The organism is Robertkochia flava (assembly GCF_020166515.1).
Lineage (GTDB): Bacteria > Bacteroidota > Bacteroidia > Flavobacteriales > Flavobacteriaceae > Robertkochia > Robertkochia flava.
Genome location: NZ_JAINZT010000002.1, coordinates 134165 through 150547, shown reverse-complemented (window position 1 = coordinate 150547; position 16383 = coordinate 134165). Strand labels below are relative to the sequence as shown.

The 16383-nt window shown below is 49.1% G+C and carries 16 protein-coding genes and 1 tRNA gene; 9 read left to right on the top strand and 8 right to left on the bottom strand.

All coding sequences use genetic code 11. The features are described 5' to 3' along the window. Positions 1-51: 51 nt before the first annotated feature. Together alr and K7R11_RS01170 are read right to left on the bottom strand one after the other, a co-directional pair. Positions 52-1164, bottom strand: coding sequence for an alanine racemase (gene alr, locus K7R11_RS01175; protein WP_224487996.1), 1113 nt, complete (start codon positions 1162-1164; stop codon positions 52-54). Then, positions 1157-1810, bottom strand: coding sequence for a thymidine kinase (locus tag K7R11_RS01170; RefSeq protein ID WP_224487995.1), 654 nt, complete (start codon positions 1808-1810; stop codon positions 1157-1159). The genes alr and K7R11_RS01170 overlap by 8 nt, the downstream gene beginning before the upstream one ends. A gap of 261 nt (positions 1811-2071) precedes the next feature. Here K7R11_RS01170 and K7R11_RS01165 point away from each other — a divergent pair, with 261 nt between their 5' ends. Both K7R11_RS01165 and rsmI read left to right on the top strand, forming a co-directional pair. Continuing rightward, on the top strand, positions 2072-2779 hold the full coding sequence (locus K7R11_RS01165; protein ID WP_224487994.1) for a hypothetical protein: 708 nt from the start codon (positions 2072-2074) through the stop codon (positions 2777-2779). Between the two features lie 63 nt (positions 2780-2842). Next, positions 2843-3520, top strand: coding sequence for a 16S rRNA (cytidine(1402)-2'-O)-methyltransferase (gene rsmI / locus K7R11_RS01160; protein ID WP_224487993.1), 678 nt, complete (start codon positions 2843-2845; stop codon positions 3518-3520). 188 nt (positions 3521-3708) lie between these two features. Here rsmI and K7R11_RS01155 read toward each other — a convergent pair whose 3' ends face one another. After that, entirely contained in the window at positions 3709-4299 is a 591-nt protein-coding gene (locus tag K7R11_RS01155) for a carboxymuconolactone decarboxylase family protein (RefSeq protein ID WP_224487992.1), read from the bottom strand. Positions 4300-4432: 133 nt separating this feature from the next. Between K7R11_RS01155 and K7R11_RS01150 the strand changes: the two genes are divergently transcribed. The 3 genes from K7R11_RS01150 to K7R11_RS01140 all read left to right on the top strand — a co-directional run bounded on the left by K7R11_RS01150 (position 4433) and on the right by K7R11_RS01140 (position 8770). Next, the gene (locus tag K7R11_RS01150) at positions 4433-4855 is read left to right on the top strand and encodes an OsmC family protein (RefSeq protein ID WP_224487991.1); all 423 of its coding nucleotides are present in this window, start codon (positions 4433-4435) and stop codon (positions 4853-4855) included. 65 nt (positions 4856-4920) lie between these two features. Further along, entirely contained in the window at positions 4921-6606 is a 1686-nt protein-coding gene (gene recJ, locus K7R11_RS01145; protein ID WP_224487990.1) for a single-stranded-DNA-specific exonuclease RecJ, read from the top strand. Between the two features lie 28 nt (positions 6607-6634). Beyond that, positions 6635-8770: a glycoside hydrolase family 97 protein gene (locus K7R11_RS01140; protein ID WP_224487989.1), complete on the top strand. Its 2136-nt coding sequence runs from the start codon at positions 6635-6637 to the stop codon at positions 8768-8770. 16 nt (positions 8771-8786) lie between these two features. Here K7R11_RS01140 and K7R11_RS01135 read toward each other — a convergent pair whose 3' ends face one another. Further along, the gene (locus K7R11_RS01135) at positions 8787-9563 is read right to left on the bottom strand and encodes a UDP-2,3-diacylglucosamine diphosphatase (protein ID WP_224487988.1); all 777 of its coding nucleotides are present in this window, start codon (positions 9561-9563) and stop codon (positions 8787-8789) included. 48 nt (positions 9564-9611) lie between these two features. Next, positions 9612-10067, bottom strand: a complete 456-nt coding sequence (locus tag K7R11_RS01130) for a 6-pyruvoyl trahydropterin synthase family protein (RefSeq protein WP_224487987.1) — start codon at positions 10065-10067, stop codon at positions 9612-9614. A gap of 105 nt (positions 10068-10172) precedes the next feature. Between K7R11_RS01130 and K7R11_RS01125 the strand changes: the two genes are divergently transcribed. Further along, entirely contained in the window at positions 10173-10823 is a 651-nt protein-coding gene (locus tag K7R11_RS01125; RefSeq protein ID WP_224487986.1) for a 2OG-Fe(II) oxygenase, read from the top strand. Between the two features lie 3 nt (positions 10824-10826). Here K7R11_RS01125 and K7R11_RS01120 read toward each other — a convergent pair whose 3' ends face one another. From K7R11_RS01120 to K7R11_RS01110, 3 genes are read right to left on the bottom strand one after another with little or no spacing between them, the layout of a single operon-like run. Further along, on the bottom strand, positions 10827-11594 hold the full coding sequence (locus tag K7R11_RS01120) for an enoyl-CoA hydratase/isomerase family protein (RefSeq protein ID WP_224487985.1): 768 nt from the start codon (positions 11592-11594) through the stop codon (positions 10827-10829). A 31-nt stretch (positions 11595-11625) separates the two neighbouring features. Then, complete coding sequence (locus K7R11_RS01115; protein WP_224487984.1) at positions 11626-12951, bottom strand: MATE family efflux transporter; 1326 nt, start codon at positions 12949-12951, stop codon at positions 11626-11628. Positions 12952-12963: 12 nt separating this feature from the next. After that, positions 12964-13476, bottom strand: a complete 513-nt coding sequence (locus K7R11_RS01110) for a GNAT family N-acetyltransferase (RefSeq protein ID WP_224487983.1) — start codon at positions 13474-13476, stop codon at positions 12964-12966. 122 nt (positions 13477-13598) lie between these two features. Here K7R11_RS01110 and K7R11_RS01105 point away from each other — a divergent pair. The 3 genes from K7R11_RS01105 to K7R11_RS01095 all read left to right on the top strand — a co-directional run bounded on the left by K7R11_RS01105 (position 13599) and on the right by K7R11_RS01095 (position 16183). After that, positions 13599-13672, top strand: a tRNA-Ala gene (locus K7R11_RS01105). A 336-nt stretch (positions 13673-14008) separates the two neighbouring features. Continuing rightward, positions 14009-14350, top strand: coding sequence for a hypothetical protein (locus tag K7R11_RS01100; protein WP_224487982.1), 342 nt, complete (start codon positions 14009-14011; stop codon positions 14348-14350). 285 nt (positions 14351-14635) lie between these two features. Continuing rightward, on the top strand, positions 14636-16183 hold the full coding sequence (locus K7R11_RS01095) for a M20/M25/M40 family metallo-hydrolase (protein WP_224487981.1): 1548 nt from the start codon (positions 14636-14638) through the stop codon (positions 16181-16183). Positions 16184-16383 lie beyond the last annotated feature (200 nt).

The following is a 16383-nucleotide window of genomic DNA, read 5'->3' as shown; positions in this document are numbered from 1 at the left end:
TTTAGTTGGATATACTAATGTAAGAAAAACATTTAAGTAAACCCTTGAAAACTATTGCTCTATGAAGATTCTTCTGACGCGTTGCGAGATGGCGGTGATCAGTTCGTAGCTAATGGTTCCCCCGGTAGCGGCGAATTGTGCCGCGGTGGGTGCTGTTCCAAAAACGGTGACTTCATCTCCTTCCCGGCAATCGATCCCGGTAATGTCTATCATAAGCATATCCATACAAACATTGCCGATAATCGGGGCGCGCTGGCCTTGGACGGTCAGGAATCCCTTTCCGTTACCATAGATCCTGCCGATTCCATCGGCGTGTCCGAGCGGAATCGTGGCGGTTTTGGTGAATGTTTTTGCGGTAAACTTCCGGTTGTATCCAACAGATTCCCCCGGTTCTATCCTGTGGATCTGGGAGATCACACTTTTCAGACTCACCACGGGTTTGAGGATGTGGTCATACTGTACTTCATTTCCGAAGCCATAGAGTCCGATCCCACTGCGTACCATATCAAACTCGGCCTCTGCCGTATAGTTGAGAATTCCCGAAGTATTCAGCATATGTCGCATGGGGGAATATCCCAGAGCACCGATCAATTTTTCGGAGGTCGACTTAAAACTTGCGATCTGCAGGAGGCTGAAATCTTTTTCTTCAGGATCTTCAGACGCTACCAGGTGAGAAAACAGGGAGGCTACTTTAAGCTGTGGGCTGTTCGTTAAGAGCTCCAGGATATGGTCGGTATCATTTTCCCAGAATCCGAGGCGGTTAAGCCCGGTATTGAATTTGATATGTACCGGGTAATCTTTAACGCCTTTGGTGCTGGCTGCGGATGCAAATTCACGCAATACTTTGCTGTTATACAGGGCGGGTTCCAGGCAATGATCGATGAGCTCGTCAAAATGCACGGGCAGGGGGTGGAGCACGAGAATGGGTTGAGTAACTCCCGCCTGTCGCAGGGTGATGCCCTCTGCGGTATAGGCTACAGCAAAATAATCAGCACCCAGGTCCTGCAATTTCAGGGCTACCCTGGCGGGGGCGCTGCCATAGGCATAGGCCTTTACAACAGCCAGGAACCTGGTGGTCTCTGCTAATCGGGATCTCAGGTATCGGTAATTGTGTTCCAGGGCCCTGAGATCGATCTCCAGTGTGGTTTCCCTTACCTTACTCATTGGAATTGGAGCCGGATTTTTTTCCGGATACATTTTCCGGGGATTGCACGTTCATACGCTTCACCTTTTCCTCCAGCATGGCTTTGTAAAATGCTGCCCGGCTCAGGGGTTCATATTCTGCGGTTTCTCCAAGCATGACCAGTTGGTCATTGCCGGATTTCCTGAAACTGTAATTGGCGAGATTGCCGGTTCTCGTACAAACGGCATGTACCTTGGTGACATATTCGGCGGTGGCCATTAGGGCCGGCATGGGTCCGAACGGGTTACCTTTAAAGTCCATGTCGAGACCTGCGACAATGACCCGGACGCCTTTGTTCGCCAGGTCATTACAAACAGAAACGATCTCGTCGTCAAAGAACTGGGCTTCATCAATACCGATCACATCACAGCCATCTGCCAGAAGGCGGATGTTGGCGGCTGCCGGAACCGGGGTGGAACGGATCTCATTCTCGTCATGAGATACCACCTTTTCGTCATCATAGCGGATGTCAATGGCCGGTTTGAAGATCTCTACCCGTTGCCTGGCAAATTGGGCGCGCTTAAGGCGACGGATAAGTTCCTCTGTTTTTCCCGAGAACATAGACCCGCATATCACCTCTATCCATCCAAATTGTTCTTTATGGTTAACTGTATTTTCGAGAAACATGGTAGTGTAAGCCTTATAAGATTCAGAGAAAAGTTACGTTCTCCTTATGGAAGCAAACTTAAGGAATTATTCGTTGCGGGACCTGGTTCTGCTTAATTTTTAGGGAGCTGCCGTTTGACCTCCAGGAGGTTGCGGACCCTCAAAAAGTTTTAACAGGACAAACACCCCATTTAATCTGGTTTTATGAAAATATTTTTTACCTTTTCCATAAGTTTGAAAAATCAGAACCTGGCCCTTCCGGGCTAACCAAAAGCATTAATGATGAAAAAGAAATTAGAAAGCGAACTGGTAAAGATAGCTCACCGAATTCTGGCCATGCAGGGCATGCAAGATATCGAGGCCCTGCAAAGGGAAGCCCGCCTGGCCTATGAGAACCTTACCCTGCTCCGGTTTCTGGAAACGCATTTTGGAGAGAGCAATCAGGAAGTGATACGCAACGAGATCGCAGATCGGTTTGAAACGCTTGCCGGAAGAGTGCTTCGCGGGAATTCCAATGTTCCCGAAACCAATCCGCACCAGGATTCTGATGCCTTGATGACCCCGGGGATGGAGACCATTCGCGATATGGTTAGCGAAATGCCCGACCCACAAACCCTGGAAGACATGCTGTCCGGTTTTGGAATGGAACCCGATTTTGTAAAACGCGACAAGGATATCGTGACCCCCGATGTGGAGGTCAAAGAAAAAAAGGCCGAGCCCAGGGTGGCTCCGGCTCAATATTCCATGAGAGAGAAACTCCAGGGATCCCTGAGCCTGGGACTCAACGATAAGATCTCTTTCATAAATAACCTGTTCGACGGAAGCGAAGAAGATTTTACACGGGTGGTCTCCCTTTTGAATACCAAGAGCTCTTTTGAGGAAGCGAAACGATTCATAGAAGAGATGATCAAACCCGATTATAACTATTGGGAAGGAAAGGAGATCTATGAGGTGCGCTTGTTGAAGATCCTCGAAGCCCGGTTTTCCTGATATGAATTCCTGAAAGTATATCCGGGCCGTGGCATTTTTGCTGCGGCCTTTTAATTTTATCCTATGTCAAAACTTTATATCGTTCCCACTCCAATAGGTAATCTGGAAGATATTACCCTCCGGGCCATCAGGGTCTTAAAGGAAGCCGACCTGATCCTTGCAGAAGATACCCGCACCAGCAGTAAGCTGCTCCAGCATCTGGGGGTGGAGACTCCAATGCAAAGTCACCACATGCATAACGAGCATAAAACTGTGGAGGGGGTGGTAAAACGTATCGCCTCGGGAGAAACCGTAGCCCTGATAAGTGATGCAGGTACACCCGCCATTTCCGACCCGGGCTTTCTGCTTACCCGGGCCTGTGTAGCCCAAGGCCTGGAGGTGGAATGCCTGCCCGGAGCCACTGCCTTTGTCCCGGCCCTGGTGAACAGCGGTTTACCAAACGACCGGTTTGTTTTTGAAGGATTTCTTCCCGTTAAGAAAGGCCGGCAAACCCGGTTGTCTGCCCTGGCCGAAGAGCCCCGTACGATGGTCTTTTACGAGTCACCCCATAAGATCCTCAAAACGCTTAAGGATATTGCCGAGCATTTTGGAGCCGACCGCCCTGTGAGTCTTTCCAGGGAACTCACCAAACTTCACGAAGAAACCTTCAGGGGCACGGCAGAAGAAGTGCTGACCCATTATGAAAAGCATCCCCCCAAGGGAGAGATCGTACTCGTAGTGGGTGGGAAACCGAAGAAATAGTTAGTCGGGAGTCGGGAGTAGAGCCCGCGAGATGGTATCGATTATATTATGATGGATTATAGATTATAGATGGCCAGGCCCTACATTCATCTCCAATCCATCATAATATAATCTATAATTACCTAGTACCTCCGTACCCTCTTAACTTTAGAAAATACTATTCCCAACTCCCGACTAACTACTAACCCTTAAACATGTTTCCCAACTTCCCATCCGCCGGAAGCCAGGTGCTTTTCGCCGCTTTCAATGGCGCCTTCTTCCAGGGTAGTGCCCATAGAGTCGTTCCAGCGGTTGAGGTAGCCGAAGAGAGAGATCACGCCGAGCATTTCCACAATTTCTCCCTCATCCCAGTATTGGTGAAGCCTTTTCTTTACGGTTCCATTGACCTGGTTGGGAATTACCGAGGCAGCAAGGGCAAAGTCTAGGGCCGCCCGTTCGGCCTCCGAAAAAGCCGGATGGGTTTTGTATTCCCACACATTGGCAAGCTGCTCGCTTTTTGCACCATAGCGCTCTGCGGCCCGGATGGCATGGGCCTGGCAATACCGGCAACCCGCGGCATTGCTGCTTACCCAGGCGATAAGGCGCTTCAGGGAGGAGGTGACGCGGCCATGATTAGCCATAACAGCCTTGTTGAGGTTGATAAAGGATTGGGCGATCTCCGGGCGGATCTGCATGGTGAGCACAGAATTCGGACAGAAGCCCAGGGTCTCATTAAAAAATTCAGCAAGCTCCCTGGTTTTTTTATCGTGTTCCGGAGATAATGGTGATACTAATGGCATAACTTGGTTTTTGGTTTTTCCTGAAAATACAATTTTTCAAAGAATCTCCGAATTTCACTTCCGGATTTTGAAAACGCCCGGGCCACTATCTTTTTTTATTGGTAATTTTGGGTCGAAATAAAAGAAACACACCATGAAAACAGATCACGTTGTTACCACCTGGCAAAAGAATATGCGATTTCATACCACCAATCCTGCAGGGGAATTTTATATAGATGCCGGCCCGGAAGACGGGGGGCAGGGAGACGGGTTTCGCCCTAAAGCGCTGATGTTGTCTTCTCTTGCGGGTTGTAGTGGACTCGATGTGGCGATGATGATCAAAAAAATGAAGTTGGCTGTTGATGATTTCAAGATCGATATCAAGGCCGAGCTCACCGAAGAACATCCCCGGTATTACCATAAGGTGACCATGGAATTTCATTTTTACGGATCTGAATTGAGTGAGAAGAAACTGCAGCGTGCGGTGGATCTTTCAGTAGAAACCTATTGCGGGGTTATGGCGATGTTCGAGAAATTTGCCGATGTGAAGGTGGCTACAGTTTTTCACCACGAATAATTTCTCCATTTAACTGTTTTTTCCTTCCTCATTAAAATTGTAAATTCATTGTAAATCTGCTTGCTATGCGCTGGACCCTGAAACCGGAACCCGATGCTGTCATTGTGGCCAATCTGGCTAAAGAACTTGGAGTGGGAGAAACCATTGCCCGGTTACTGGTACAGCGTGGGATCACTAATTTCGGGCAAGCGAAAAGTTTCTTTCGTCCTTCACTGGAAGAGCTCCACGATCCCTGGATGATGAAGGATATGGAAAAAGCAGTAGAGCGCATTGAACGGGCGGTACAGGACGGAGAAAATATCCTGGTGTACGGAGATTACGATGTAGACGGCACCACTGCGGTATCTCTTATGTCTTCCTACCTGATGGAGGATTACGACCGGGTGGCTACCTATATTCCTGACCGTTACGACGAGGGCTACGGGGTGTCTTATAAAGGGATAGACTTTGCAGCAGATAACGATATTACCCTGATCATCGCCCTTGACTGCGGGATCAAAGCCATTGATAAGGTGGCCTATGCCCGGGAAAAAGGAATCGATTTTGTGATCTGCGACCATCACCGTCCCGGAGACAAGATCCCTGAGGCTGTGGCTGTCCTGGATCCAAAGCAGGACGATTGTAACTACCCCTATAAGGAGCTCTGTGGCTGTGGGGTAGGTTTCAAACTCATTCAGGCCCTCGGGTCAAGAAAGGGGCAGGGACTTTCTCATTTAATGCCCTATCTTGACCTGGTGGCTGTGGCCATCGCTGCAGATATTGTTCCCGTTACCGGGGAGAACCGGATCCTGGCGCATTACGGAATGAAGGTGCTCAATGCGCATCCCCGCCCCGGATTTAATGCGATAACCGGCGGGAAGAAAGGGGAGCTGGGCCTTACCGATGCCGTTTTTACCATTGCCCCGCGAATCAATGCCGCCGGGAGAATGAAACACGGTCAGCATGCAGTGAACCTGCTCACCGAAGAAGATATTAATATTGCCGTTACCCTGGCTGCAGAGATCGAAACCTTTAACCAGGATCGCCGGAGTCTCGATGAGGAGATTACCAGGTGTGCTCTGGAGCAGATCCGTGAGAACAGGGAAGAAGAACGGTATACCACGGTGGTTTACGATGAGGTATGGCATAAAGGCGTGATCGGTATAGTAGCCTCCCGGCTTACAGAAACCTATTACCGGCCTACCCTGGTATTTACCAAAAGCGGGGATAAGCTGGCCGCTTCCGCACGATCTGTAAAGGGATTTGATGTGTACAATGCCCTGGATGCCTGTAAGGAGCACATTGAGCAATTTGGAGGTCATAAATACGCCGCAGGCCTTACCCTTTTGGAGCAGCAGTATGAGGATTTTAAGAAAAAGTTCGAGGAGGTAGTGGCAAATACGATAGATCCCGGGTTGTTAACCCCGGAGATCAGCATTGATGCCAGGCTTGACCTGAAGGAGATCACCCCGAAGTTTTATAGAATTTTAAAGCAGTTTGCCCCTTTTGGTCCCGGAAACCTGCCTCCTGTTTTTATGGCAGAAGGGTTGAAGGATACCGGATATGCCAGGCAGGTAGGAGGCGATGGCAAACACCTGAAGCTCAGTGTTACTCAGAACGGCGGGCCTGCCATTGGCGGTATCGGTTTTTCTCTTGGGGATAAGCTCGGAGTGATCAGGAACGGAAAAACTTTTTCGGCAGTGTATTCAATAGACGAGAATGAATGGCAGGGCAATGTGAGTTTGCAGCTGAAGGTGAAGGATATACGTTAACTTCGTAAAAATCAAAATCAACTATATTATGAAACGCATTTTCAATGCAGTGCTCTTTTGTGCTGTTCTGCTATTGGCGACATCGTGTTCCCGGGGAGAAGCCGTTCCTCAAAAGGCAAGTGTAGCATCGCCTTCCGGGAATAATACCGTAGAATTTTTCCTGTTGGACGACGGAACTGCTGCCTACTCTGTGCAGCATGCCGGGAAGGTAGTGATCGATACCTCTGCCCTGGGATTTGAATTTAATTCCATGCCACCCCTGCGATCCGGTCTTTTAGTTACCGCCGTGGAGACGGACTCCCTGGATAATACATGGAGCATGCCCTGGGGAGAACAACTCGAGGTGAAGAACCACTATAATGAACTCCGGGTTGACCTGAAGGAAGTTGCAGAAGCCGGAAGAAGGCTTACCCTGCGATTCCGGGTGTATGACGACGGACTGGGATTTCGCTATGAATTTCCCCAACAGGAAGGTATGGGTGATTTAGAGATCACTGAAGAGCTAACAGAATTTCAGCTTACTGGAGATCATACCGCATGGTGGATACCCGGAGATTGGGATATATACGAACACCTTTACAATACTACCCGGGTGTCTGAGATCAATGCCATCGCAAAAAGGGACCACCCCAACCTGGCCTCGACCTACATTCCTGAGAACGCCGTTAACACCCCGGTGACCATGCGTTCGGATGGTGATGAGAAATACTACCTGAGTTTTCATGAAGCGGCCCTGGTAGATTATGCAGGGATGACCCTTAAGGTAGATACGACTGCATTAAAATTAACCAGCGGACTCGTGGGAAGTGAACGCAATGCATATAAGGTGAAGCGCAGCCTTCCTTTTACCACGCCCTGGAGAACGATACAGATCGCAGATGAGGCAAAAGACCTTATTGCCTCTCATCTCATCCTGAACCTGAACGAGCCCAATGCCATTGGGGATGTGTCCTGGTTTACCCCAATGAAATACACCGGGATCTGGTGGGAAATGCACCTGGGGAAATCCAGCTGGGATTTCGCTAATACCCAGAGAGGCGGGGAAACCCTGTCTATGGATGACGCTTCCGGAACACACGGGGCAACCACGGAGAACACCAAGTCCTATATCGATTTTTCTGCCAGGAACAACATTGGCGGAGTTCTGGTGGAAGGCTGGAATACCGGTTGGGAACACTGGATAGGTTTCGAAGACCGTGAGGGTGTCTTTGATTTTGTGACCCCTTATCCGGATTATGACCTGAAGGATGTAGTGCGTTACGGAAGGGAAAAGGGTGTGGAGATCATCATGCACCACGAAACCTCCGCGGCGCCAAGAACCTATGAGCAGCAAATGGATACCGCCTATGCCCTGATGCAAAGCCTTGGGATCCATTCGGTCAAGTCCGGTTATGTAGGGAAGATCATTCCGAAGGGGGAGTACCATCACGGACAATGGATGGTGAACCACTATAACAATGCGGTTAAAAAGGCTGCAGCCTACCAGGTGGCCGTGAATGCCCATGAGCCGATCAAAGCCACAGGGCTGAGACGGACCTATCCGAATATGATTTCCAGGGAGGGTCTTCGCGGACAGGAATTTAATGCATGGTCTGTGGAGAAAGGAAACCCGCCGGAACATTTACCTATTGTGGCCTTTACACGAATGCTGTCCGGCCCCATCGACTTTACTCCGGGGATCTTTAACATCAAACTTGAGCCCTGGAAACCCGAAAGTCAGGTGAATACCACCCTTGCGCAACAACTGGCCCTGTATGTGGTGATCTACAGCCCGATTCAAATGGCGGCCGATCTCCCGGAATATTACGAGGGAAATCCGGCCTTTCAGTTTATCAGGGATGTGGGTGTCGACTGGCAGCGTACCGAGGTGATTAACGGGGAACCCGGGGATTTTGTGACCATAGCCCGTCAGGAGCGTGAAACCGGAGATTGGTTCGTTGGAAGCATTACCGATGAGAACGCCAGGGCAATGAACATCGATCTCGATTTCCTGGAACCCGGGGTGGCCTATGAGGCCAATATCTACGCCGATGCAGACGATGCCCACTGGGATTTAAATCCGGAGGCTTATAAGATCACCCGGGAGGATGTAAACAGCGAAACAACCTTGCAGCTAAAACTGGCTGCCGGGGGTGGAGCGGCCATAAGTATCAAAAAGAAATAAAGGAAAAAAGGGGCCTTCAGGCCTCTTTTTCTTTTTCAGGGGAAAAGGTTTTGAGATGCATCGCCTCCCCGTCAAATTCGCCATAGGTAAAGTACCCGATCCAATCCCCGAGGTTGATGTATCTGGAGCCTTTACCCAGGTCGATCTCCATAGGCAGGTGGCGGTGGCCGAATACAAAGTAGTCGCGGTATTCCTGTTCCAGCTTTCTGCGGGAATATTGCACCAGCCATTCATTATCCTCCCCCAGGAATTTCACATCGTCTTCTCCGGAGATGAGTTTGTTTTTTACCGAAAGGTATTGTGCCAGTCGCACCCCGAGATCAGGGTGAAGCCAGCGAAAGAACCATTTGGCAACCGGGTTGGTGAATACCTTTTTCATCCGTTTGTAGCCCTTGTCGCCGGGGCCTAGTCCGTCGCCATGCCCGATCAGGAATCGCTTGCCGTTAAACTCAAATTCCTTTGGTTCATGGTATACCGGGATATGGAGCTCTTCCTCAAAATAACCGTCCATCCACAGGTCGTGGTTGCCTACAAAATAATAAACGGGAATTCCGGAGTCGGTGATCTCTGCCAGTTTCCCCAGGGTTCTGGTGAATCCTTTCGGGATAACGCTTTTGTATTCAAACCAGAAATCAAAAAGGTCGCCCAACAGAAAAATCGCAGCGGCATCTTCTTTGGCTTTATCCAGCCAGGCAACGAATTTGCGTTCGCGATCGGCGCTTAATTCCCGGGTGGGAGCCCCAAGGTGATTGTCCGAGGCGAAATAGATCTTTTTTCCGTGGGGTAGTTCCATAGATCAGATTGTGATGTAAATATAGAAAATAAAAAAAGGTGAGGAGGGTTACCCTTCCTGGTCTGAAGCATACCATTCGGCAAAAGAGGTTTCGGTCTCCTGGAGTTTCAGGGAATGCAGGCTGATGGATTCAGGAAGACGGGCCTTGATCTTTTGGGCGAAGTCAATGATCATTTCCTCGCTGGTAGGCTGGTAGTCTACCAGGATAATGTTGTGCCCCCGTTCGCCAAGTTCCCTGGCCAGTTCGATATGGGGGGTGTTGCGGTTGAAAACGGTGGCGTGATCAAATACGTCAACGATCTCTTCCTTTACGATCTTTTTCAGATCGCCGAAATCGATCACCATTCCGTATTTCACGTGGCCCGTATCCGCAATCGGGGTGCCTATAACGGTAACCGAAAGTTTGTAGCTGTGCCCGTGCACATTGCGACACTTGCCGTCGTAGCCGTACAAGGCGTGGCCGGTTTCGAAGTTGAACATCTTGGTAATGCGAATCTTTGACATGGCGAACCGTGATTTTTTGCAAAGATAAGGTATTTACCTGTTTGTTATTTTTTTGAAAGAGGTATGTGATTTTGGATTATCTTCGCCCCACTTTTCCATTTTAGGATGACACCCGATCTGTTATTGGAACAAGACGGGCTTCGGGAGGAGCCGTTGTTCGAGAAGATCATCGAAGACCTTAGTGTTCAGAGATACAGTATAGTTGAAGCATTTTTTAATCCCGATGAGGTGGCGCTGCTGCGCTCGACCTTATTAGCGAGGTACGAGGAAGACCAATTTCGCAAATCGGCCATTGGCGATCATTTCAATGAGCAGATCCGAAGTGCGGTTCGGGGAGATTTTATTCACTGGATCCAGGAGCGTGAAACCGGACCTGCAGAACGGGTATTCTTTTCCCGGGTCCAGAGCCTGGTCACCTATCTTAACCGTACTTGTTTTTTGGGGATCGCAGAGCGGGAATTTCACTATGCAGTATATCCCAAAGGCACTTTTTATGTGCGTCACCTGGATATGTTTCGCAATGACGACAGGCGTAAGCTTTCGGTGGTTTGCTACCTGAATGAAGATAACTGGGATCCCGGGAATGGCGGAGAATTAACCCTCTACCTGCCGGATGGGGATGGAGAACGGGCGTTGGATATCTATCCCTTTCCCGGACGCATGGTCATTTTTGAAAGCCAGGTGCTGGAACACGAGGTGAAACCGGTGAAGCAGGGTGAGCGCTACAGTATTACCGGTTGGTTAAAGACCCGGTGATCCTTACTTTCTGAATTTTTTCAGGGCATTCTTTGTGAAATCCGACAGGACAAGTCGGCCGGAAACGGCAGCTCTTGCCATTAGAAGGTTCTGCCATTCGGGGGTGGTTTCCCACAGTGCCTTTTTCATTTCTATCAGGGCTTCCGGGTTGTAAGATGCCAGCTGACTGCTCAGCAGGTCGACCTCCTTATCGAGTTCGGCAATGGAGGGCATTACCTTGGCGAAAAGGCCTTTTTCCTCCGCCCAGTATGCCGTTTTCCATTCCGTAGGGGCCAGGCTCAGTTCGGCAAGCGCTGCAACCCCGGCTTTTCGCTCGATAGCCGGCGCGATCACAAATGGTCCAATTCCAATGCTTAGCTCAGAGAGTTTAATGCGGGCGGCTTCCGTGGCCAGGGCGTAGTCGCATGCGGCAATGATGCCCACTCCGCCACCGACGGTTTTTCCCTGGATCCGGCCTATAATGGGTTTTTTACATCCTCTCATGGCCAGCAGCACCCGGGCAAATCCGCTAAAGAATTCCTTCCCGTTTTCGGGGTCACTTACGGCCAGGAGTTCGTCAAAAGAAGCTCCGGCACAGAAGGCCTTTTCCCCTTCACTTTTTAAGATCACCACCCTGGCTTCAGTGTCGGCAGAACATTCGTTAAGGGCCTGGCAAAGCCTGTCCAGGAGTACCCCGGGAAAAGCATTGCTCGCCGGATGTCCGAATTCGATGGTGGCGATTCCGTTTTGTACATGCTTATATAGGCTTCCGTTGGCTCTGTCTGTTGTCATGTTCACACGCTTTTTACCAAAGGTAAGGAATCTAGGCCTTCCCGTGAAGGTACTTCCTTCTGAACTTGATCACCAGGGCTGCGGAACGAATGAGCATCCAGACAAAGAAAGCGATCCAGATGGCATAGAGTTTTAACCCGGCCCGGTCAGCCAGTAATAGTGCAGGGGTAAAACCCAGGAAGGTAGCTGCCAGTAAGACGTTTCTCAGGTAGGCAGCCTCCCCCAGCCCTTTGAAGATGCCGTCGAACATAAAGGCAATGGCATTTACGGGCTGCATGATCAGCACGATCCAGAATACGGTGGCAAACAGGGCCAGCACTTCCGGGTCTTTGTTAAAGATCAGTCCGATATCCCTGTAAAAGATCCCGCATACTGCCATGAGTAAAACCGCTACCACAATTGCGTATTTGCTGATATCCTTACTCAGGTTCCAAAGTCGGGTATAATCCTTGGCCCCCAGTAGTTTTCCTGAAATGGCATTACCCGCACTTGCGTAGCCATCGATAAAGAAGGAAAAGAACAACCAGATATTCATTAAAATACTCTGGGCAGCGATGTAATTCTTGCCGTAGTCGGTAGCATAGGCATTGGCCAGGTAAATGGCAAAATTAAGAGCTGCCGTTCGTACAAAAAGATTGGCACTCATGAGCAGGAGGTCGCGCATTCGGGGATTGATATTCAGACTGATCCTCAGGGAGAACGGGGTTTTTTTGAAGTAAAACCAGAAAGCCATGATGAGCATAACCCCCTGTGCCATCACACTGGCCCAGGCTGCTCCTTCAAGATGCATGGGGGGAATAAGTCCTTCAATACCGTAGACCAGCAGGAAGTCCAGAACCACATTGATAAGGGCCCCGGTAAGGCTGCATTTCATGGCCCAGAGGGTGTTCTGCATCCCGCGAAAGACCCCAAATATGGCAAAGGTAACCAGGGTAAGGGGATAGCCCAGGGCACGGATGCGGTAATAAGAAGCCGTGTAGTCAAGGATCAGGCCCTCGGCATTGTAGAGGCGAAATATGGCCTCTGCAGTAAATGCTGTGGTAAAATAGATAACCAGGCTGAATATGAAATTAAAGGCCAGCGCCTGGGGTACGAGGGTTTTTACGGCCAGCAGGCGGTTGGCTCCCAGGTGCTGGGAAACAATGGCCGAGATGGCTGTTTTGGTCTGAGCCACGATCCAGATGATGGCCGATAAAAAGGAACCCACGATGCCCGCCGCTGCAAGGGCTTCTACGGCATGGTCTTCAACGTTTCCGATCACTGCGATATCGGTAAGGGAGATCAGGGGTTCTGCGATCCCGGCAATGATCGCCGGAATGGCAAGTTGGTTGATCTCTTTAAAACTTACCCTGGACATAGATAGCAGTGTTTAGGACTGCAAAGGTAGTTCATAACAATAAAATGGAAATTTGCTCTGCTTGGGGAAAAAGATCTCCCCGAGTCTATGGTATCCCCGGGCCTCGTAGAAGCGCTGGTTGCGCTCATTCCTGCTAAAGGTGTCCAGGCGGATGGAGGTGAGCTTTTGTTCCCGGGCCATTGCCTCGGCAAAATCCATGAGTTGCCGGGCATAGCCCTTCCCCTGGTGATCGGGATGTACGGCCAGCCGATGTATAAAAAAGTGGTTTTCGTTCGGGGTAAGCCATTCCACATCTCCGTAGAATTCGTCAAAGAGCGTGGAAATCGTGATGCACCCGATGATCTTTTTTCTTCGCTCCAGCACGTAAAGCTCTTCACGGCTCATGTCGGTTTCGAAAGCTTCCCTGGAAGGGTAGTACCCGTTCCATTGGTAGATACCCTGGAGGCGCATTTTTTGGGCACAGGCCCTGGTGATATTCAAGATGGGGTCCAGGTCTTTTTCACTAGCCTTGCGGATGTTGGTCATAGGTAATAGGATCAGTTTGATTTGCGGTGCCTAAAGTTAGCTAAATTCTTACACGGTTAAAGTCTGAAATTTTTGTTGGGATTATATTCAAAAAAATAACTATATTCGCAGCCGAATCCAATGGGGATGTAGCTCAGTTGGCTAGAGCGCTTGACTGGCAGTCAAGAGGTCGTCGGTTCGAATCCGATCTTCTCCACATTGAAGCACAGCGCGCTACGGCGTAGCCGCAACGCAAAACAACAACAAAGCCCTTCGAGCTCGCTCGAAAGGGCTTTGTTGTTTTGTGGAATGAGCGCAAAGCGCTCTGGCGCGCTGTATTTCCAGCATGGGGAGGATCGGATGTCTGTGAAACAGACAATCCGATGGATGAAAGAGTCAAGAGCCATGAATAAAGACTAGTTACCGGGCGTTTGCATTCTCCGATTATGAAAGGCCTGGTTGCCATTTTGATGCCTGGATCGCAAAGCGCTCTGGCGCGCTGTATTTCCAGCCTGGGGAGGATCGGATGTCTGTGAAACAGACAATCCGATGGATGAAAGAGTCAAGAGCCATGAATAAAGACGAGTTACCGGGCGTTTGCATTCTCCGATCAGACGAAAGAGTCAAGAAAGAAGATAAAAGATGGATTCCGGGAAATATGAGGCTTTTTAATTCCAAAGTAGAGAAACTCTACGCCCCTTCCGCCCTTCGGGCACCTTCCCCTGACCAGGAGAAGGAGCTATTCCTACGATTAGAAAATGATTTTTTACAATGTCCCTTTATCGGTGTCACAAGCGCAAAGCGCTCTGGCGCGCTGTATTTCCAGCTTATGGTTGCGTCGGATGCTTGCGCAGCAAGCAATCCGATCAGACGAAAGAAGCAAGAAAAAAGATAAAAGATGGATTCCGGGAAGTATTAGGCTTTTATTTCCAAAGTAGAGAAACTCTACGCCCCTTCCGCCCTTCAGGCACCTTCCGCTGACCAGGGGAAGGGTATATTCCTTCGATTAGAAAATGCTTTTTTATACGATGCCCCTTGATAGTGTCATGCAGGATGCGCTACAACGGGCTCGGTTTTCAGGATGGGACTCAACAATATCTGTAGGTGTAATCTGAATATTAGTGGCGATTACACCTCAATTATATTATTTATCTATATTTAGCTCCAAATCAAAACGACCATGTTCAAACTAAAGCAATACCTGTCAACAGCACTAGTCCTTTTAAGTGTTAGTATTTCCGCACAAGATGACATTGTCATCAAGGAGATTGTTAAAGAAGCCAATGAAAATTCACAGCTTGAACGATTAGGACAAGAATTGATGGATGGGATCGGACCCAGACTGGTGGGGACCCCACAAATGAAACAAGCCCATGATTGGGCAGTAAACACCTATGCAGAATGGGGTATTTCTGCCCACAATGAATCCTATGGTACATGGAGAGGATGGGAAAGAGGGATTACGCATATCGATATGATATCTCCCAGAGTGCAAAGCTTAAAAGGGACGCAATTGGCCTGGAGCCCATCTACCTCAAAAAAAGGAGTTACAGCGGAAGTAGTGGTGCTTCCCATGGTAAACGACTCTGTTGAATTTGCCAAATGGCTGCCTGCTGTAAAAGGGAAATTGGTAATGGTGTCAAAACTGGAAATGACCGGCAGGCCTGATTATAACTGGGAAGAATTTGCTACCGAAGAATCATTTGAAAAAATGAAAGCGGCCAGAGACGCAGCCGATGAAGCATGGAGAGCAAATATGGAAAATACCGGCTACACTTCAAGGACAATTCATGAGGCATTGGAAAATGCCGGAGCTGCCGGGATTATCAGTTCGTATTGGTCCAAAGGGTTTGGCGTAAGTAAAATATTTAGCGCAAGGACAAAAAACATTCCCACGGTCGATCTGGAAATGGAGGATTATTCTTTGGTTTACCGTTTGGCAAAGAGAGGAGAACAGCCCAAACTTACTATAGTAGCCCAATCGAAAGAATTGGGGGAAGTCCCGACATTCAACACCATAGCTGAAATTAAAGGAAGTGAAAAACCGGAGGAATACGTTATTCTTTCTGCACATTTTGACTCCTGGGATGGCGGAACAGGGGCCACAGACAATGGCACCGGAACACTGGTGATGATGGAGGCTATGCGAATCCTCAAAAAAGTTTACCCCAATCCCAAAAGAACGATCCTGGTAGGGCACTGGGGGAGTGAAGAACAAGGGTTAAATGGTTCAAGGGCCTTTGTTGAAGATCATCCTGAAATTATAGACAATGTACAAGCGGTATTCAACCAGGACAATGGGACCGGTCGCGTAGTGAGGATCTCAGGTCAGGGGTTTTTACACGCATATGATTATATTGGCAGGTGGCTGAGTGAAGTCCCGGAAGACATTCGAAAGCATATAGAAACAAACTTTCCCGGTACACCGGCGCGCGGAGGTTCTGATTATGCCTCTTTTGTGGCGGCCGGAGCACCTGCATTTGGCCTGAGCTCTTTGAGTTGGTCATATTGGAATTATACCTGGCATACCAACCGTGATACCTATGACAAAATTGTTTTTGACGACGTTAGAAATAATGCGATACTCACGGCTATTCTGGCCTATATGGCTTCTGAAGATCCTGAAAAAACGTCAAGAGAAAAAAGTGTTTTGCCTGTGAGTGAAAGAACAGGAGAACAAATGGAATGGCCCGAGAAAAGGGAACCTACCCGAAGAGGAGGCTTTTAATTTCTTCGCGGAACATATTTCTTTGATCTTTTACCTGCCTTTGGAGGGCAGGCCCTCCTTTACAGGGAGGGAACGTTTCTGTCTCAAAAGAGACTTTCTTAAAGGCACTATTTATATGAGATAGCATCTTCCTTTTAAAGGGATTGGAAGGAGCTGTTTCAGGTTGTGAATTGGGCCGTTTTAAAGGGTGTTAATAATTT

Coding starts and splice junctions, on each gene's coding strand:
- K7R11_RS01155 (WP_224487992.1), bottom strand. CDS start 4,299: ATGCCATTAGTATCACCATTATCTCCGGAACACGATAAAAAAACCAGG.
- K7R11_RS01110 (WP_224487983.1), bottom strand. CDS start 13,476: ATGACCAACATCCGCAAGGCTAGTGAAAAAGACCTGGACCCCATCTTG.
- K7R11_RS01135 (WP_224487988.1), bottom strand. CDS start 9,563: ATGGAACTACCCCACGGAAAAAAGATCTATTTCGCCTCGGACAATCAC.
- K7R11_RS01130 (WP_224487987.1), bottom strand. CDS start 10,067: ATGTCAAAGATTCGCATTACCAAGATGTTCAACTTCGAAACCGGCCAC.
- K7R11_RS01120 (WP_224487985.1), bottom strand. CDS start 11,594: ATGACAACAGACAGAGCCAACGGAAGCCTATATAAGCATGTACAAAAC.
- K7R11_RS01095 (WP_224487981.1), top strand. CDS start 14,636: ATGTTCAAACTAAAGCAATACCTGTCAACAGCACTAGTCCTTTTAAGT.
- recJ (WP_224487990.1), top strand. CDS start 4,921: ATGCGCTGGACCCTGAAACCGGAACCCGATGCTGTCATTGTGGCCAAT.
- alr (WP_224487996.1), bottom strand. CDS start 1,164: ATGAGTAAGGTAAGGGAAACCACACTGGAGATCGATCTCAGGGCCCTG.
- rsmI (WP_224487993.1), top strand. CDS start 2,843: ATGTCAAAACTTTATATCGTTCCCACTCCAATAGGTAATCTGGAAGAT.
- K7R11_RS01125 (WP_224487986.1), top strand. CDS start 10,173: ATGACACCCGATCTGTTATTGGAACAAGACGGGCTTCGGGAGGAGCCG.
- K7R11_RS01115 (WP_224487984.1), bottom strand. CDS start 12,951: ATGTCCAGGGTAAGTTTTAAAGAGATCAACCAACTTGCCATTCCGGCG.
- K7R11_RS01100 (WP_224487982.1), top strand. CDS start 14,009: ATGAAAGAGTCAAGAGCCATGAATAAAGACGAGTTACCGGGCGTTTGC.
- K7R11_RS01170 (WP_224487995.1), bottom strand. CDS start 1,810: ATGTTTCTCGAAAATACAGTTAACCATAAAGAACAATTTGGATGGATA.
- K7R11_RS01140 (WP_224487989.1), top strand. CDS start 6,635: ATGAAACGCATTTTCAATGCAGTGCTCTTTTGTGCTGTTCTGCTATTG.
- K7R11_RS01165 (WP_224487994.1), top strand. CDS start 2,072: ATGAAAAAGAAATTAGAAAGCGAACTGGTAAAGATAGCTCACCGAATT.
- K7R11_RS01150 (WP_224487991.1), top strand. CDS start 4,433: ATGAAAACAGATCACGTTGTTACCACCTGGCAAAAGAATATGCGATTT.